Below are 16746 nucleotides of genomic sequence, written 5' to 3'. Positions count from 1 at the left end.
ATTAACGTTGCCAGATGACAAGGTCTCTCAAGGTATTTGTAGACTACCCTTGCTGGGAAGCAATGCCAGAACAAATGCACTATACATATTTCATGGATAAAAATACCTCTCATTAATCCGAGGGATTGCCAGCACGTGCCCTTAGCTGGCAATTCTTATCGTCAATTCATCCGACTATCCCAAGGTCAAGTAGCAGGGAAATGGCTATTGAAAGTACCGAAAAGGTAAAAATGATAAGATAATTGATCCTTTCTTTTGAAACTGAAAGACTCCATATAATGTAGTACAGCCCTTCGATGTCTTTTTCACTGAACTGCTTGCCATGTTCGAGTTTTTCCAGCAACTTCAGGTCTTCAAGCACTGTGACTCTCCTTATGGCGACTCTATATCTATGTGCGAAAAAGATCATGTATCCTACTACACCCAGATAGAACATGGCCTTTCCCAGCGTTACACTATAATGATCTGCTATTAGGATAAGTCTCAGGGCTAAAGCTGACATGATCCCCAGCCAGAAATAGATCTTTATTGTAGAGGAACTGAAACCTTGGGGAACATGTATATTATTTTGCATTGCTGCACTGTTCTTCATCATATCGTCCAACTTTTTATTTAGGCAGAACTCAGTTACCTACTTTATATTATTTAAATACATTAATTACTAGAAGATTTAAGGAGCGATCAATGTTACTCTGTCCTATGTCCGAACACAGAGCAAGACTTGGCATTGCTGCCATCGGTAACACAATTGCAGAGAACTCCGATACTTCCGGATCTTCTCTGTTCTACGAGCCCTGCGAAAGAATCATATAGATCATTTAGCATGTGCTTTATTCTGTTGCCATTATATTTTGTGTAGAGAAGTTGAAAGCAGAATAAAGCATGAAAAGGAAAGAAAAAGCAATATGAACAAGTAATTAAAAGAGGACATCTCACATCTCAAGGCCATCAAGGGATCTCTTGAAATATGCCATTCTGATGTTTTCATCGATATGATCCGAGAACTTGACCAGTTCCCAGCCATCAATGCCCATTCTGTTGAGATCTTCTTTTGTCTGATCCCAGTCTCCAAACCTTACTGACCTGATCTCATATTCCCATGGTGTCATTTTACAGCCTCTGTTCTTTATTCAGTTCGTTGGATTATGTTGTATAATTAGAGTAGGCGACGGCACTATTTATAACTTTCTAAAAAAGCAACTTGTGTGAAACTAAAGTAAACTTGATTTAGGAAGAGACTACTGAACTTGAGCATCAAAAATTCCGTGACAAATATATTACTTATATGACTAACAATACTAAGCATTAACGCAACATTTATATCCAATGCGGTACTTGATCAAATTAAGTTGAGTTACAATTTATCCTGAGCAGTACCTCCTTCAACAAACACTTAAGAACCCATATATGTGAATAATTCTTAATACCCAGAGAACTAAACAAAATCTGTTTTTACAGGATAGATCGTAACCAACTTCTCCTTTTCTGTTATAGAACATCCTCACATTGAAATTAGCAGCAGCATAAGTTCTGCACTAAAACCTGCGAATACGGGTATAGATAAGTTGTCATCGATCCCTGATAACCAGGTTTCAGCTAATGTAGCAATGGCAGCCATGACAAAAGCTACAGGATAACTTTCTAATAACACACTACCGATGACAAGATTTGTAAAGAATTCGGCAGCACTGCCCTCCAGAGACTTGTTAGTCCCTTTTATAGGAGTTTTGCCTGCGGTTATACCTACAAGAGAAGCTACCATATCTCCAAGGGTGACCATAAGTATTGAAGCAATCGCCACCTCCTTGCTATACACTCCGATAGCAACGACAGAACCTAAGACAAAAAAAACATGCCCTCCTACGCATGACCTTTCTTTATCCCTGTACAAAAAATCCAGCAATGGAATTTTGGTACCATGACTAAGACGGAAGTGTTCGATCAACAAAATGAACGCAAGATATACAATGAGCATATCCAGTACTATCTGCTTTCCCAGGTAAACATAGACTAGTACGATAATAAAAGATGTAACATGGATGCTCTTGCGCAGGAGTTCTCTGATAAGAATGGATGATGCCATTTAATATTGGAAGGGATAGAAAACAGATAAAGGTTTGTGGGATTCAGAATAAAGCTCAGTAGTTTGTGTGGCTGAAATGCAAAAGATAAAAACGGAATTGTAATTTGCATTCAGGACAGATGACTCCATGAGTAAATCATCTGCCTTTTCCTGCACTATAATCTTTGTTTAACTCTTCAGTTCTCCTCAGCATGAGAAGTATGCATTTAGCACATACTCCTGCATCATTCTATGTGTATTGAAGAATGAACCGTTGATGGCAATTGAATGTGTCATCATGCTAATGAATTGCTCTCTGTTCTCATAGAAAAGAGGAACGATTATCTTTTCCAGTTTATCGTACAGAGAAGTAGCATCAAGGGAATGATTACGATTTTCCCCGTTTCCAATGACAGCCTCACCAATAGACCAACCTGTAACCCCTTCTATATGTCCTTCGATCCACCATCCGTCCAGTATACTCAGGTTTGGAACGCCATTTAAAGCTGCTTTCATCCCGCTTGTTCCAGAGGCTTCCAGGGGGGGTTCTGGCGTGTTCAGCCAGATATCTACTCCGGCTGTTATCATTGCACCCATGGTCATGTTATAATCTTCAAGATACACTACCTTAATATCACCATTTAGAATTTGCTTGGCCTGGAATATACGCTGGATAAGTTTCTTGGCCTCATAGTCCCGAGGATGCGCCTTGCCGGCATATATGACCTGGATCTTTCCTACTTGTAAAGATATCCTTTTTAGTCTTTCCAGGTCCTGGAACAGCAGATCAGCTCTTTTATATGTCGCAGCCCGTCGTGCAAAGCCTATTGTCAGTATGTTCTCATCCATGCGAACACCTGTTTCCTTGTTGATAAAATCTATCAATTTCTTTTTAGCCTGCATATGAGCATCCCATATCTCCTGTTTTGGAATACTTAGTGCATAGCGCAGGCTGAAATTATCCTGTTTCCATATAGGGATATATTTATCAAAAAGTTCTTGGAAAGGTTCTGATACCCAGGTAGCAGCATGAACTCCATTAGTAATAGAATTAATAGAATAACCGGTGAAGATAAGTCGCGTCGCTTCCCCATGCTTTTTAGCTACTCCATTAACATAGCGGCTCAGGTTAAGGGCCAGACGAGTCATGTTGAGCGAATCAACTTTATGAAGGACCCCTTCCAAAGCAAAGAAATCCTCTCTTTGTCCTAACACCTTTCGTGCCATATCGACGGAAAATTTATCGTGTCCTGCAGGAACAAGGGTATGGGTCGTGAATACGCATCTTCTCCTCACAGCTTTACGATCATCTTCAATTAAATAGCCTCTGCCATCTTTTTTTGCGTGTTCATCCAGTAGCTCGAGTGTAAGAAGCGCTGCATGCCCCTCGTTCATGTGGAAACTCCGGATATTTTGATGACCAAGGGCCCGGAGCATTCTGATACCTCCAATGCCAAGGATAACTTCCTGACAGAGTCTGTAGTGTTCATCCCCACCGTACAGATGATGTGTCAAAGTTTTATCCCATTCGTAATTTTCAGGCATATCTGCGTCAAGGAAATAGATAGGCACTGTGGAACCGCTAACACCTTTGACCTCATATTTCCAGGCCCTTAAATGGATAGTTCTTCCTTCCACCATAACAATAGTTCTCTGTGGCATTTCTTCCAGAAGATCTTCTACGTTCCATGCTGCTGGTTCTTCCCGCTGCCATCCATCTGCCTCGATCTTTTGACGGAAGTATCCCTTGCGATACAGAAGAGTTACCGCAACCATTGGCACCTTTAGGTCAGCCGATGAGCGGATCGTGTCGCCTGCCAATATCCCCAAGCCACCGCTGTAAGTATGGATTTTTTCATCAATTCCTATCTCCATAGAGAAATAGGCGATTGATCTTTGTTCATTTGTAAATTGCTGCATATTATCCTCGTTATTGTATCAATATTAAGTAAACCAACTTTGAACGCAGACCCTCTCCCTCTTTCCCCGGCACAACTCGCCAGAGTTTATGAATGAAGCAGGAGTTGTAGTAATTTTGCATTGGTCAGAATACCGGGATTTTTTGGTCCATGCAAGGATAGTGCCACCGATTATACCATCGCCAGCTCTGACCTTGCTGATAAACATATTATAGTTATCACTTTTTGCCGGTTTCTTGATTTGCAGTTTTATTTTTAATCCTCTATTAATATCTTGCCTGACAAAAACACTGAATTCAGGAATAATCCTAATCACATCTTCTTGCAGAACATGCTGAAGGGTGTTGCCGAATGTATCAATAATAACTTTTCCTTCTTTATTCTTTCCGCTAAGTGCCGGATGTATATAAAATAGAGCACTCATTTGAAGATCTTTGCTGACAAAAAAGTGATCATGTTTCACATTGGTTGAACACAGACTTCCAATATTCCTTTTTTCCACGAGTACCGGATGATGCTTTATCCTCATCCGTTCCATGGGATCATCAATCATATATGTTTTCAGACTCCGGACGGGATAAAATAGCACTGATTTTCCTCTCTATCATGTAACTTAGTTTAAGATATTATTTCAAGGTTTACAGTTTAGTATTCTTATACAGATATAAGATGATTTTATATATTTCAACTTATATATAGATTTAGTCGGACAATCGATATTAGCAATTCATTGGCCACCTTCATGAGGCTAAAAAATGAGCGACGAAGGAAAATCAAGAGAGCAGCTCCTAAAGGAAGTACAGGAATTAAAAACACGGCTTAACGAGTTTGAAACCAATTCGTTCAAGCAACGGACTGAATCTGAAATATTTGAGAGTACTATACTTCTTAATGAATTACTAAGATCTGCTTCTGATCTGATCTTTTGCAAGGACATACGAGGTAAGTATCTTGAGTGCAATCCTGCCTTTTCAAAATTCGTTGGTCTCCCAAAAGAAGAGATCGTAGGAAAAACCGATAATGACCTTTTCGGAAATGAACTTGCTGATCATTTCCGTGCGAAAGATCAAAAGACCATTGAAGAAAATAGTCATTGGAAGGGTGAAGAATGGGTAGTTGACTCCAGTGGGCAGTATGTTCTTTTTGAAACATTCAAAACGCCCCTTTACACATCAACTGGCATTCTAGTAGGGATCCTGGGTGTCAGTCGGGACATTACTTCCAGAAAACAGGCAGATGAGGAACGTGAAAAAACACATGGCCAGCTTCTGTCAATCCTGGAAGCCTTTGATCAGCCAGCTTATGTTTGTGATCCGGTGACTTACGAGATACTGTTTGTGAATTCACCTCTGAAAAAAAAGTATGGAAATGAAATTTTGGGGAAAAAATGCTATTCAGCATTTCAGAACCTTTATGAGCCTTGCTCGTTTTGCACTAACGATCTGATCTTTGGAGAGAATCTGGGCCAAACGCATATCTGGGAATTCCAGAATAACATCGATAATCGATGGTATCGCTGTATAGATAAAGCTATAAAGTGGCCTGATGGACGAATGGTGAGATTTGAAATAGCAATAGATATCCACGAACAGAAAATATCAGAACAAGTACTGCAGGAAAGCGAAAAGAAATATCGTGCCTATATTGATAACTCCCCTCAACTTATTTTTGTGGCAGATGCTGCAGGCAGATACATTGATGTCAATCCTGCTGCATGTGCAACGACCGGATACTCTAAAAATGAACTGTTGAACATGAGACGTCTGGAACTATATGCTCAGGAATCGCAAGAATCTGCCATTAGTTCATTTGAACAGCTTCTGAATACAGGCAGATCAACCGGAGAATTCTGTTTCCTTAAGAAAGATGGAAGCAGATATTATATGATAGTTGAAGCTGTGAAACTGTCCGAAGACAGGTTCATAGGTTTCTGTACTGATACTACCGAACGCAAAAGAACCGAAGAAGATCTCCTGAAAGCTAAAATTGCTGCAGAGAACTCCAATCGTACAAAGAGCGAATTCCTTGCCACTATGAGCCATGAGTTAAGAACACCACTTAACTCGATCATAGGTTTCTCAGAGGTACTTTCCGAAGGATATTTTGGTCAGATCAATGATAAACAGGCAAAATATCTGAAAAACATATTCAACAGTGGAAAACACCTGCTAAACATAATTAATAATATTCTTGACATCTCAAAAGTTGAGTCCGGTAAAATGCAGTTATATAAAGAGAAGATATATGTAAAAGATATTGTGGATGAAATGATCTCTGCCATGCAGCATCTTGCAGCAAGTAAAGAGATAGTGCTGAAACTTCGGACCTCTTCAAAGTTCGGGGCAGTGCAAGCGGACAAGGCAAAATTAAGGCAAATATTATATAATCTCATTGGTAATGCCATTAAATTCACGGAGATTGGCGGTTCTGTGACCATTGGAACAAGCGAAGATGATGAAATGGTGTATATATCTGTAACAGATACGGGCATCGGCATCCCTGCTAATGATCTGATAAAACTCTTCAAACCTTTCACTCAGCTTGATTCGTCCTGTGCAAGACAATACGAAGGCACTGGGCTTGGGCTTGCATTAGCAAAAGAACTTGCTGAACTGCATGGGGGAACTATCTATGTGGAAAGTGAGTCTGGGAAGGGCAGTACTTTTACTTTAGCTCTGCCCTTAAAAGAGAAAAGAACCACGCCATGTTCGGGAACAGAGGAAAGTATAAAAGTTCAGCAGCAGGATCCTGACTTTTTCTGTTCGGAAATATAACCGATTTTAAAAAAGAGAGGACAGATCATGTATTCTGCCATCCCATATCTTTCATAACCTGTACATCACTTGGTATGACCTTCAGACTATAGGAACAGTTTTCAGGATCCATTATGTTCCATGTTATGTCTGTGACATCAATGCCATAAACATTGCTGTAATATGCAATAATGAGTTCGGATACTGTTGGTTCTTTGAAGAACTGTATGTTACCTTCTGCGTACCATTCCATCCAGGGTGTCTCATTGCAGAGCATATTCCGGTATTCCAGTATTATGCGATCATCTTGTATCATCTGTTGGTTCATTTCATCCCATACATCATCAATGATCGCTGATGTGACAAGCCCTTGGAACATTCTAATGTTTACTGTGTGATTGGTTAGCACTTCGGCTGTCATCTGATCAGAACGATTCCCATAACCTGCATGATCACTCATGAAACTGTAAGTCAGACTATGCTGTTCCGGGAAAGATTCCATGATAAAATGATTCACCAAAGTCAGGCTGGAACCATCATACTTGTAAGTGGGTGCATTTTTGATCCAGTCCTGTGCAATAGTCTCAGCCTCTGTCGCAGATATGGTGAGTGAATACTGTCTTAGGTTAATCAATGCCTGATCTATCTCCTTCAGATCCTCTGGCATGTATTCCTGTGAATATGGATCCACTTTAACTGTCTTGTTAGAACCTGCCTGCTGCAGGCTGATCTCCACGATTCCAACATCTGTAACTACAGGCTGACCTTCCTGAGGCACATATGTATCATTCATTTCCAGAAAACCATTGTCTCTGAAAAGTTGCAGTAGATCTGCACGTGTACTTGCATTTAGTGGCTTGATGAACCTTTGGGTTAACTCATGGTCCGGGTTATAATAACTGAGGGTCACAGCACTAGCATTTATCATGAGCTCCTGAATAGCCATGTTCTGCATTACGAACCCACCGTAAGTAAGATGGATGATTGTGGCTTCATCTGTGATACCCGGTTTTTCTGTTGGCTTCTCAGTACATCCTGCAATGAACAGGCTGAGTACTAAAAATAGTGTGAATAATGCTTTATTCATGAAATCCCCCATATTGATGTTGAACTTTTAGTGCTTTAGTAATCTAAAGCTCCAATTATTTGAAGATTGCCTACAATTCGTGTTAGATCTTAGATGGAAACACCTGGATTCTGGAATTGTCAACTGTGGCTCTTCCGGTAGACCGCAATAATTGATCTGGCACTTGTGTTAATGAAAAAGCGGGAGTTAACTGTTTTATTCTTTTTAAATTTTCGAAATGGATCATAGTAACTACAATAGTTATTGGCAAATCCAATTGAATCAATGAAAATAGTCTCGATTTTTCACTATGGGAATCGAAAAGTTTCAGTTTCTGTTGTAATGTCCTTAAAAGAAACTGAGTTGAATTTTGCAATTGATGTACCAGTCAGTATTTTTATTTCTGTCAGACAGCGCAAAAAAGTTAGCTCAAGGAATCATTTTTTGAGCAATAATCGTTCATCTATAGGATAATAGGCCGTAGCAGCTTCAATGAGCTCTGTGGCAGTGTTCTTCGGGAAAGCATGCACTTCCACACGTACGCCCGAAGCCTTGAGATGGTTGACAAGAGCGGTGAAATCCCCATCACCTGTTACCAGCACTATGGTATCAACTTTAGTGGATATGGAAATCGCATCAATGGCTATACCCATGTCCCAATCTCCTTTAGTTGAGCCGTCAGGCCTCGATTTTAATTGTTTTGTCTTTACCTCCCATCCAATGTATTCTATTACCGACTTAAAACCAGACTGGTCTATTTCCTTTGTTTCCACAACATAAGCTATTGCGCGGATGAGTTGTCTTTCCCTCACCACAGCACTTAATAATTTTCCGAAATCTAATTTAGCATAGTAGTAATTTCTGGCCGAATAGAACATATTCTGTACATCTGCAAATACGGCCAATCTTTGACTTGTGAACATATGTTCTTGATTATCCTGATCGCCTGAGCCCATTTAATTCACCTGTTACTTTTTAAAAAATATTCAAACTATTTTTAGTCCAATTTTGTATTTTTAATTCAGTAGACGTAGAGGGGGAGTTATAGGACCATCTCTATCATATTCTTTTCTGTCTCACATCAATATTCTCTTCCAGACTTTCGTAGTAAGGTTCTGCCCTATTGAATAACAAATGATGAACATACAGATTTTCATTCATCCAGCCCTTTCCTGCCAAATACATAATTAGCCACCCTTAGAGCATCTCTGTCCCCCGTTTCCTTCTCACAGGAATCGCTTAGTTTTACTACAGGAATATCATTGATACTGTGCATTTTGATCACAATATTAAGAGGAGGACTTGTCCGGAAAAAGTCCTGATTATTGGTCAGGCTTGTGCCAATGCCAAAACTACAGTTGATCCTGCCTTCACAATGTTCTTTAAGCCTGATTGCATCTGCAGCATGCAGAGAATCACTGAAAACCAGTACTTTTTTCATAGGGTCTATTCCCATCGAGATATAATGCTCGATCACCTTATCAGTGAAACCAAAGGGGTCACCACTGTCATGCCTCACACCATCATATAGCTTGGAAAGCCAAAGGTCAAAGTCTGCAAAAAAGGCATCGGTGCCGAATGTATCCGAAAGAGCTATGCCCAGGTTGCCTGCATAGACCTTTGCCCAGTTATCAAATGCAAAATAATTAGCCCTGCGCAGACTCATCAGGGCGGAATTACCCATGATCCATTCATGTCCGATGGTACCTACAGGCTTTATTCCATATTTTCGCGCAAGATACACATTGCTTGTCCCTGTAAAGCATGGCAGATCGCACAAAACCTCGACAACCTTCTCTTGCAATCGGAAGCTTCGTCGCCTACGGGTTCCGAACTCTGTGAACAGGCAACCATGACCATGAAGTTCTTTGCCGATGGAATGGATCTTCTCTACGTAATGCTTAAGGAGAATTTCCTCTCCCGAACCATCGGAGAATGACTTCTCTTTCCAGGTTTTTTCCACTGTACTGAAATATAGCTCCGAGACAGTAGCCATGAGCACCACTTCCCAGAGAATGGCACTGTGCCAGGGACCTTTTATCCTTAGATCAAGGTCGTTGTCCTCTGTAAGCCCCACATTCACCTCACCCGGATCAAAATGATAGTTCTTCAGATATTCCAGGTACATAGGTTTAAAGAAAGGACAGACAGCTTTCAACCAGCTGCACTCCTCTTCGGTCAGCGTGATCTTTGGAAAGTGAACATCCAAAATGTTCCTTAGATCTTTTACAAACTTCTCATTAAAACGCTGCCCACCCCTGTTGATGAAACGATATTCGACATGTGCCTCAGGGAACAGCTCCAGTACAGCCATCTGCATGCTTAGCTTGTACAGGTCATTGTCCAGTATAGATTGAATCACACCTGATCTTCCTACATATTTGTGGATATATGCCTGTACTTTATACCTTATGTGCCTGTCGATTATGTGCGCTCCGTATCATGTTGAAAGATAACTCTGATATTGGCTCGCGCTTAAAATAATTGACAATGTATGATAGATGACCTGAAAGAAAAATGAGGTATTCAGGATTCAAAAAACTTTTAAAAACATCAAGAAAAGTAAAAGACCAGGTAGATTATTCCGGTCTCACAAGTATCTTTGAAGCCATACCTTTACCCAGCGCATATTTACAACCGCTTATTTCGACAATAAGAGAACCCATGTGATCCCTGGTCACTTTTAGAGGGCAGTTCTCAATGAAACCCATAGCTTTCAGGCGCTCTGCAAGTGATCTACTTGCATTGATCCCAGCAACTTTGGTCTCAGTACCTTCGGAAACCATTGCAAGGGGAATAGGTGGGGCCATAATTCATACCTCTGCGACAATCTTTTTTAGTTTTTCTGTCAACTGCAGTTCTTTTAGACATTTCACATCCGAACCCAAGGATTCGAATGTTTTGTCACTCCATGCATATTAGTCATAACTAATATGATTAGACGGTTCTATCTAGGGCATGCTAGTATATAAGCTTGTCTCCACTACAATCTGTAGGGGTGACTAATAATATAACAAAACTAATATTAGGTAAATATATTCCCTCACTGATTAAAGGATGCTTCTGAAATGGATTTTAGCTAAAATTAAAAACGGAGCCGGTACCTATCCCCCTCTATCAGGTACCTGTTTTAGGTCATATTTACTTTCTGATATAGTAGATAGAAACTACTATCAGAACGATCAGTGCCAGTGTAATTCCTGCTGATACATATGACCCTTTGTTATTAGCAGTGTCCACTGCTGTGACATTTGATGTCTCCTTCTGTTCTACTGTGGTACCTGTGATTATTGATACGAGCATTACAGGCTTGGTTTCGACCGGATGAGACACTGAATCCTGTTCCTGGACACTCTCGGTTGTATCAAGCTCTATTACATGGGCTTCTCCATATCCACTTGACCGGGGAATCGCGCTCTCAGCATCTGGTACCTCCACAACTTCGGCTTCCTCAGTGATGTACTCATCAGCAGAGTCTACAATAGGTGCTACCACTTCTGTTTCTTCAACATCATTTGAGTTGTTGGATCCATCCTCTTCATCCTCTTCATCTGTAGTATCCTGAGTCTCCTCAACGGGTTCTGCTACCTTGACAGGTTCAACCTCATTAGTAGAGTTGTCAACAATATTCACCGGAGGCCAGCAAGCCTGAGCACCTGTACTGAACGCAATCAGGACCAGTAATGCAATTAACATTCTCATTTTGATCACCCTCGTACTCCATCTTTTTATCTAACTTACAAAACATTCTTTGCTCTTCTGAAGTTGCATCTTTTTTGTTTTTAGACAAACAGGAATCAGATTCTTGTAGATTTAAACTTTATGAATATCTTATGCATGTTGATACTCATAATGATGATGTAGCCCAAAATGAAAAAGAAACACGAATACCAAAGAAGTAAGATAAGTCGAGGATCTGATCCACTTGTATGCAACATCAAAACAGAATTCCATCATTCGGTCAAATCATACCGTTTCATCAACTTTCTGCAGCGTCTTTAAGATAGGCTTCTAAAAGATCTTCGGCCAATACTCCATAGACTCCGGCATCATACCCCATCCCCGTAATTAGCAATGTCGGGCCGAGGTTCGAGCATTGCAAGGCAAGGGTGAGCAACGAGCAGAAAGGCAGCCCGTCACTAACCCGACCATCTTATCTTGAATTTTTAGACATATTCTCTCTTTAGACCTACAAGCATTAAGAATCCTATAACTGTAAGGATAGCTTCGAATCCCGGAGCCTTCTGTAAATTGGTCGCATTACTTGTTGGCACTTGAGAAGTTGGCTTTTCCTCAGTTCCATTGCTGATCATAACTTCACTAGTCTGTTGTTGCTGAGTTAAGTTAGCAGTCGTTCCAGTCGAAGTTACAGAAGTAGTTTGTGGATAGTCATTGGCGTCTCCCGGAAAAGTCAGAGCATTAATCTCTTCGATATTGGTAAAGCCATCATTATCCGAGTCAAAGGTTTCTATTGATGTAAAGTCTCTTCCGCTTATTGCATATGCTATACCGTAAGGATTTCTTGGAGATCCTCCCCCGGAAGTATGACAGGTGTTACATGAATCGAGCTTTGTGCTAACAGTATTATATTTCTCCTTGAAAGCTCCAAAATAGGTGAGTCTTGCTTCCGCCATGGGCAACCCGATCAAAACTATTGCTGCTAAAAATAATGTCAGAGTTAGTTTATAGTTCATATTTATCACCAGAAATGTACTCATTATCAGTAAGTTATTCACTAGCTATTAAAGTACTCTCAATGTGTGTGGGTACATGACTTCCGATATCACAGTGTCAGATATACTAAAGTGCCTTCTCGTTCAAGAATAAGGCGAGGTTCGAAGAAATCCACTCTGACAAGTACCCAGCAACCTAAAATAACAATCGTAGATCCAAACCTCATTATTCAAACGCGGACGCACCCCACAGAGCACATCAATGCTCCAGTTCCTTAAAAAAGGCTGTTGTTATAAGTGTAGCGCAGAAGGGCAGCTCGTCAAATGTCTCTGTTCTTCAATAAAAATTATATTCTACATGGCAGCATAAATGCATGCAGGTTTCATGGTATATAAGCGAGTAGTATTGAAAATTATTAATCGTGATAGATGCGGTAAATATATATAGCATCAATTCAGTATATGTAATGATAAACCATGATAAATGCACAAGGACACGAAACAGAAATGACGCAGATCGTTATAACGCTGATAACAATGACCATAGCAATGCTTGCATACTATTCTCTTTTCACTTATCATGGAGTGATTTGATAGTTATTATAATACCCTCGTTCACATAATCTCTTCCTCCTATCTTTTTGTTTTCATTTTTATACACAGCGACATAAATCTCCATGCAATGATGTCCGTACTTCACATATACAGGCAGTTGTAATGATCGATATTTTCAACATCTAAAGAATGTATTAAGGTCGTTACGTATTATTACAATTATAATAACGATATTCTTTTTCGAGTTCAATGTAATTTTGCCATATGGAATACATTTTAATAATAGAATTGAGTAAAAACCTATATCAATTCGCAATTGTGACTAACCAGTTTTCATTTGTTCTCAGTAATTCCGGGTACTGACTTTAAGTAAATGGTGTTTCATAAATGCGTTTTGGTTTTCCTTAATTTTCCATAGTTTGACGTTTGACATTATGGACTTAAAATAGTATATGACTACAAGTAAAGTAAAAAATATTTTAAAACAAGGGGAGAGGTACATGAGTTCAAAAGATAATCTTAAAGCAGCATTTACCGGCGAATCAATGGCAAACAGGACATACCTAGCCTTTGCAAAAAAAGCAGATGATGAAGGATATCCTCAGATAGCTAAACTATTCAGAGCAGCTGCTGCTGCGGAAACTGTCCATGCATTGAACCACCTGCAGCGTATGGGTGGGATTGGAACTACAATGGACAATTTGAAAGAAGCAATAAACGGTGAGACATACGAATTTGAGGATATGTACCCAAAATTCATAGAGGAAGCAAAGACTGAAGGAGATAACAGGGCTCTCTGGAGTTTTGAAGTAGCAAATAAAGTGGAAAGGATCCATGCCGGACTATTTGAAAAAGCACTGTCTGAGATCGGAAAGAACGAAGAGGTTGATTACTACGTATGCAGCGTTTGCGGACATACTCACGAAGGCAAACCTGAAGGAAACTGCCCGATCTGTGGGGCACCTGCATATAAATTCGAGAAAATTGACTAACAGTATGGATTAAAACTACATTGCTTCCTACATTGCTTCTGGAGGGCAACAGCACTTATCGAGGGTCCTCAGATAAAAAACTCTCGATAAACTTTTTTTTCATACTGCATCTCCTTGAACGGAGTATATTTTGAGTTGTCCGGACCGTATACCCGACCTTCCGCAGATGTTCTGGAATTTTGCCAATTATCTGAATTGAAGTTATTTGTCAACTGCTCAAAATGAGCACTCAATTCTTTGATGGACCGCCTGATTCAAGGCAGTGAATAGTGCAGTACATCACATTGCGAACACAATTACGCTTAACATACATCTTTTTACCACATTTTTGACAGGTTACAGCTACAAATTCCATATAATTGCCTCCCCTCTTTTTTTGGTTATAGGTAGTGAACACATTATCATAGCAGACAATGACCAGGAATTTGGAGTCCCAGTTTTTCGTAGTCCTTTTTGTGAAAGGACGATACCCCCTTCTCCGATAAAACTACATAAATATATCCATATTTTTGTGTATAATACTCAACATTATAATGAGGTATACTTGGTAAACAGAAATAAACGATAAGCAACAAATAGTGTATTAGCATAAAAGAACATTCTGATCTTTTTTAAATGATGGGGGACAGAAGACCAATGAGCGATACTACGGATAATGGGGATGAAAGTTCTGATAAAAGATCCAAAGAACCCAATTTTCTGATCAATGAAAAAAGCCCATACCTGCTTCAACATGCATACAATCCTGTGAAATGGTACCCTTGGGGGGAAGTAGCTTTCGAAAGGTCAAGAGCTGAGAATAAGCCTATCTTCCTTTCCATAGGCTACTCAACCTGTCACTGGTGCCATGTAATGGAAAAAGAATCCTTTGAAGACCCTGATGTGGCCAGGCTCATGAATAAGACCTTCATCTGCATTAAAGTTGATCGGGAAGAGAGGCCGGATATAGACAGCGTCTATATGGCTGTCTGCCAGGCTATTACAGGACGTGGAGGCTGGCCACTCACAATATTTATGACCCCTTCCAGAGAGCCGTTCTTTGCAGCAACGTATATTCCAAAGCAAGGCAGATTCGGGAGTGCCGGAATGCTCGACATCATCCCCCATATAGCAAACTTATGGGCACAACAGCAGGAAGATATACTGCAGAGCGCCAGACAACTGAAAGCTGCCATCTCTCCTGAAGTTTCACAGGGTTCTGCTCAAGGTACCGGCACCGAACTGAACGAAAAGACCCTGCACACCAGCTACTCACAATTGCTTTCCGCATTTGACCGTCAGGAAGGAGGCTTTGGCAGGGCTCCGAAATTCCCTACTCCCCATAACCTTACCTTTCTTATTAGATACTGGTACCGTACCGGAAACATAGAAGCATTGCAAATGGTGACAAAAACCCTGGATGCCATGCACATGGGAGGCATATATGATCATGTTGGATCTGGTTTTCACCGCTATTCTACAGACAGTAAGTGGCTGGTACCTCATTTTGAGAAGATGCTCTACGATCAGGCAATGCTAATCATAGCATACACCGAAGCTTTCCAGGCAACAGGCATCGAACAGTACAGACAGACAGCAGAAGAAGTAATAGATTATGTCCGTAGAGATATGTGCTCTGCAGAAGGAGCCTTCTACTGTGCGGAGGATGCAGATAGCGAAGGGGTGGAAGGTAAGTTCTATCTCTGGAAAGAGGAAGAAATATATGAAATCCTTCCCGCAGAAGAAGCGGATCTGATATGTAAAGTATATGGAGTATCTGCCGAAGGGAATTATAACGAGGAAATATCGGGTATTGTCACCAGGCAGAATATACTGCATCTGGCAAGACCAATACAAGAAATAGCACATGAACTTGGACTTTCCTTAACTGAATTGAAGACAAAGCTTGAGTTGTCAAGAAAAATGCTTTTTGCCAGAAGGGAAAAAAGAGTTCATCCTGCCAAGGATGACAAAGTATTGACAGACTGGAACGGTCTGATGATAGCTGCCCTGAGCAAGGCTTCCAGAGTTTTTGCCAGACAGGAATATGCACAAGCTGCATCCCGGGCTGTAAACTTCATCCTTCAGGAAATGTCATTCCATGATGGCAGGCTGCTGCATCGTTACCGGGATGGTGAAGCCTCTATCACTGGTTTCCTGGAAGACTATGCCTTCTTGATCTGGGGTCTCATAGAATTATATCAGGCTACCATGGAAAAAGAATATCTTGAACAGGCCCTGGGGCTTAATTCTCTGCAGATGCAGGATTTTATGGATAATGAGGGAGGATTTTTCCATACGGCAAAAGGCTCAGAAGATCTGCTGTTCCGGAACAAGGAAATATATGACGGAGCAATCCCTTCCGGGAACTCCGTGAGTGTGCTGAACCTTCTAAAGCTTGCCAGGATAACGGGCAATACAGACCTTGAAGAAAAAGCCTATGCATCAATGAAAGCATTCTCAGGTCAGGTGGACGCGATGCCTATGGCATATTCCCAATTCCTGCATGCTCTTGATTTTGCCCTTGGACCCTCTTACGAAGTGGTCATTGCAGGGAACAGGGAAGACCAGGATACCAAAGAGATGTTAGCCCTCATAGACAGATCATTCCTTCCCAATATGGTATTGCTGTTGAAGGAGAATGATAGCGTGGCGGAAATTGCTCCATATACCAAAGACATGTCAGTAACAGATGGGAGAGCCACAGCCTACGTTTGCCAGAGTTTCAGTTGTAATATGTCAACAAC

The 16746-nt window shown here is 40.7% G+C and carries 16 protein-coding genes; 3 read left to right on the top strand and 13 right to left on the bottom strand.

Annotation, left to right across the window (positions count from 1 at the left end):
• Nucleotides 1–166: 166 nt before the first annotated feature.
• The 5 genes from ACCM36_RS11305 to ACCM36_RS11285 form a co-directional block, all read right to left on the bottom strand.
• Nucleotides 167–595, bottom strand: coding sequence for a hypothetical protein (locus tag ACCM36_RS11305; RefSeq protein WP_370573885.1), 429 nt, complete (start codon nt 593–595; stop codon nt 167–169).
• A gap of 337 nt (nt 596–932) precedes the next feature.
• Nucleotides 933–1109, bottom strand: coding sequence for a hypothetical protein (locus ACCM36_RS11300; protein ID WP_370573869.1), 177 nt, complete (start codon nt 1107–1109; stop codon nt 933–935).
• A 392-nt stretch (nt 1110–1501) separates the two neighbouring features.
• Nucleotides 1502–2083, bottom strand: a complete 582-nt coding sequence (locus ACCM36_RS11295; RefSeq protein ID WP_370573868.1) for a diacylglycerol/polyprenol kinase family protein — start codon at nt 2081–2083, stop codon at nt 1502–1504.
• Between the two features lie 186 nt (nt 2084–2269).
• Nucleotides 2270–3982 (bottom strand): alpha-glucan family phosphorylase, encoded by a 1713-nt coding sequence (glgP, locus tag ACCM36_RS11290; protein ID WP_370573867.1) that lies wholly within the window; start codon nt 3980–3982, stop codon nt 2270–2272.
• Between the two features lie 24 nt (nt 3983–4006).
• Complete coding sequence (locus tag ACCM36_RS11285) at nt 4007–4510, bottom strand: hypothetical protein (protein ID WP_370573866.1); 504 nt, start codon at nt 4508–4510, stop codon at nt 4007–4009.
• A 226-nt stretch (nt 4511–4736) separates the two neighbouring features.
• Here ACCM36_RS11285 and ACCM36_RS11280 point away from each other — a divergent pair, with 226 nt between their 5' ends.
• Nucleotides 4737–6755: a PAS domain-containing sensor histidine kinase gene (locus tag ACCM36_RS11280; protein WP_370573865.1), complete on the top strand. Its 2019-nt coding sequence runs from the start codon at nt 4737–4739 to the stop codon at nt 6753–6755.
• 25 nt (nt 6756–6780) lie between these two features.
• On the opposite strand, the gene ACCM36_RS11275 is transcribed toward ACCM36_RS11280, so the two are convergent.
• The 7 genes from ACCM36_RS11275 to ACCM36_RS11245 all read right to left on the bottom strand — a co-directional run bounded on the left by ACCM36_RS11275 (nt 6781) and on the right by ACCM36_RS11245 (nt 12494).
• Nucleotides 6781–7821 carry a hypothetical protein gene (locus ACCM36_RS11275; protein ID WP_370573864.1) on the bottom strand — a complete coding sequence of 347 codons (1041 nt, stop codon included), beginning with the start codon at nt 7819–7821 and terminating at the stop codon, nt 6781–6783.
• Between the two features lie 416 nt (nt 7822–8237).
• Entirely contained in the window at nt 8238–8756 is a 519-nt protein-coding gene (locus tag ACCM36_RS11270; RefSeq protein WP_370573863.1) for an NYN domain-containing protein, read from the bottom strand.
• 197 nt (nt 8757–8953) lie between these two features.
• Complete coding sequence (pncB, locus tag ACCM36_RS11265) at nt 8954–10162, bottom strand: nicotinate phosphoribosyltransferase (RefSeq protein ID WP_370573862.1); 1209 nt, start codon at nt 10160–10162, stop codon at nt 8954–8956.
• Nucleotides 10163–10379: 217 nt separating this feature from the next.
• On the bottom strand, nt 10380–10610 hold the full coding sequence (locus ACCM36_RS11260) for a ferrous iron transport protein A (RefSeq protein ID WP_370573861.1): 231 nt from the start codon (nt 10608–10610) through the stop codon (nt 10380–10382).
• Nucleotides 10611–10941: 331 nt separating this feature from the next.
• On the bottom strand, nt 10942–11502 hold the full coding sequence (locus tag ACCM36_RS11255) for a hypothetical protein (RefSeq protein WP_370573860.1): 561 nt from the start codon (nt 11500–11502) through the stop codon (nt 10942–10944).
• 277 nt (nt 11503–11779) lie between these two features.
• Nucleotides 11780–11902 (bottom strand): hypothetical protein, encoded by a 123-nt coding sequence (locus ACCM36_RS11250; protein ID WP_370573859.1) that lies wholly within the window; start codon nt 11900–11902, stop codon nt 11780–11782.
• A 64-nt stretch (nt 11903–11966) separates the two neighbouring features.
• A complete protein-coding gene (locus ACCM36_RS11245) occupies nt 11967–12494 on the bottom strand; it encodes a hypothetical protein (protein WP_370573858.1) in 528 nt (175 codons plus the stop codon).
• A gap of 1034 nt (nt 12495–13528) precedes the next feature.
• On the opposite strand from ACCM36_RS11245, the gene ACCM36_RS11240 reads away from it, so the two are divergent.
• Nucleotides 13529–14020 (top strand): rubrerythrin family protein, encoded by a 492-nt coding sequence (locus ACCM36_RS11240; protein ID WP_370573857.1) that lies wholly within the window; start codon nt 13529–13531, stop codon nt 14018–14020.
• Between the two features lie 229 nt (nt 14021–14249).
• Here the strand turns inward: ACCM36_RS11240 and ACCM36_RS11235 are convergent, their stop codons facing one another.
• Nucleotides 14250–14375: a hypothetical protein gene (locus ACCM36_RS11235; protein WP_370573856.1), complete on the bottom strand. Its 126-nt coding sequence runs from the start codon at nt 14373–14375 to the stop codon at nt 14250–14252.
• A gap of 281 nt (nt 14376–14656) precedes the next feature.
• Between ACCM36_RS11235 and ACCM36_RS11230 the strand changes: the two genes are divergently transcribed.
• Nucleotides 14657–16746 (top strand): thioredoxin domain-containing protein (locus tag ACCM36_RS11230; protein ID WP_370573855.1); only part of this gene is annotated, 2090 nt, incomplete at its 3' end.

This window comes from Methanomethylovorans sp. (assembly GCF_041305605.1).
Taxonomy (GTDB): Archaea; Halobacteriota; Methanosarcinia; order Methanosarcinales; family Methanosarcinaceae; genus Methanomethylovorans.
This window is presented reverse-complemented; position numbering and strand designations above follow the sequence as displayed.

Excerpts from the sequence above, each read along its gene's own strand:
- ACCM36_RS11275 (WP_370573864.1), bottom strand. The coding sequence starts at position 7,821 with ATGAATAAAGCATTATTCACACTATTTTTAGTACTCAGCCTGTTCATT.
- ACCM36_RS11260 (WP_370573861.1), bottom strand. The coding sequence starts at position 10,610 with ATGGCCCCACCTATTCCCCTTGCAATGGTTTCCGAAGGTACTGAGACC.
- ACCM36_RS11255 (WP_370573860.1), bottom strand. The coding sequence starts at position 11,502 with ATGAGAATGTTAATTGCATTACTGGTCCTGATTGCGTTCAGTACAGGT.
- ACCM36_RS11305 (WP_370573885.1), bottom strand. The coding sequence starts at position 595 with ATGATGAAGAACAGTGCAGCAATGCAAAATAATATACATGTTCCCCAA.
- ACCM36_RS11300 (WP_370573869.1), bottom strand. The coding sequence starts at position 1,109 with ATGACACCATGGGAATATGAGATCAGGTCAGTAAGGTTTGGAGACTGG.
- ACCM36_RS11240 (WP_370573857.1), top strand. The coding sequence starts at position 13,529 with ATGAGTTCAAAAGATAATCTTAAAGCAGCATTTACCGGCGAATCAATG.
- ACCM36_RS11235 (WP_370573856.1), bottom strand. The coding sequence starts at position 14,375 with ATGGAATTTGTAGCTGTAACCTGTCAAAAATGTGGTAAAAAGATGTAT.
- ACCM36_RS11280 (WP_370573865.1), top strand. The coding sequence starts at position 4,737 with ATGAGCGACGAAGGAAAATCAAGAGAGCAGCTCCTAAAGGAAGTACAG.
- ACCM36_RS11295 (WP_370573868.1), bottom strand. The coding sequence starts at position 2,083 with ATGGCATCATCCATTCTTATCAGAGAACTCCTGCGCAAGAGCATCCAT.
- ACCM36_RS11245 (WP_370573858.1), bottom strand. The coding sequence starts at position 12,494 with ATGAACTATAAACTAACTCTGACATTATTTTTAGCAGCAATAGTTTTG.
- ACCM36_RS11285 (WP_370573866.1), bottom strand. The coding sequence starts at position 4,510 with ATGAGGATAAAGCATCATCCGGTACTCGTGGAAAAAAGGAATATTGGA.
- glgP (WP_370573867.1), bottom strand. The coding sequence starts at position 3,982 with ATGCAGCAATTTACAAATGAACAAAGATCAATCGCCTATTTCTCTATG.
- ACCM36_RS11270 (WP_370573863.1), bottom strand. The coding sequence starts at position 8,756 with ATGGGCTCAGGCGATCAGGATAATCAAGAACATATGTTCACAAGTCAA.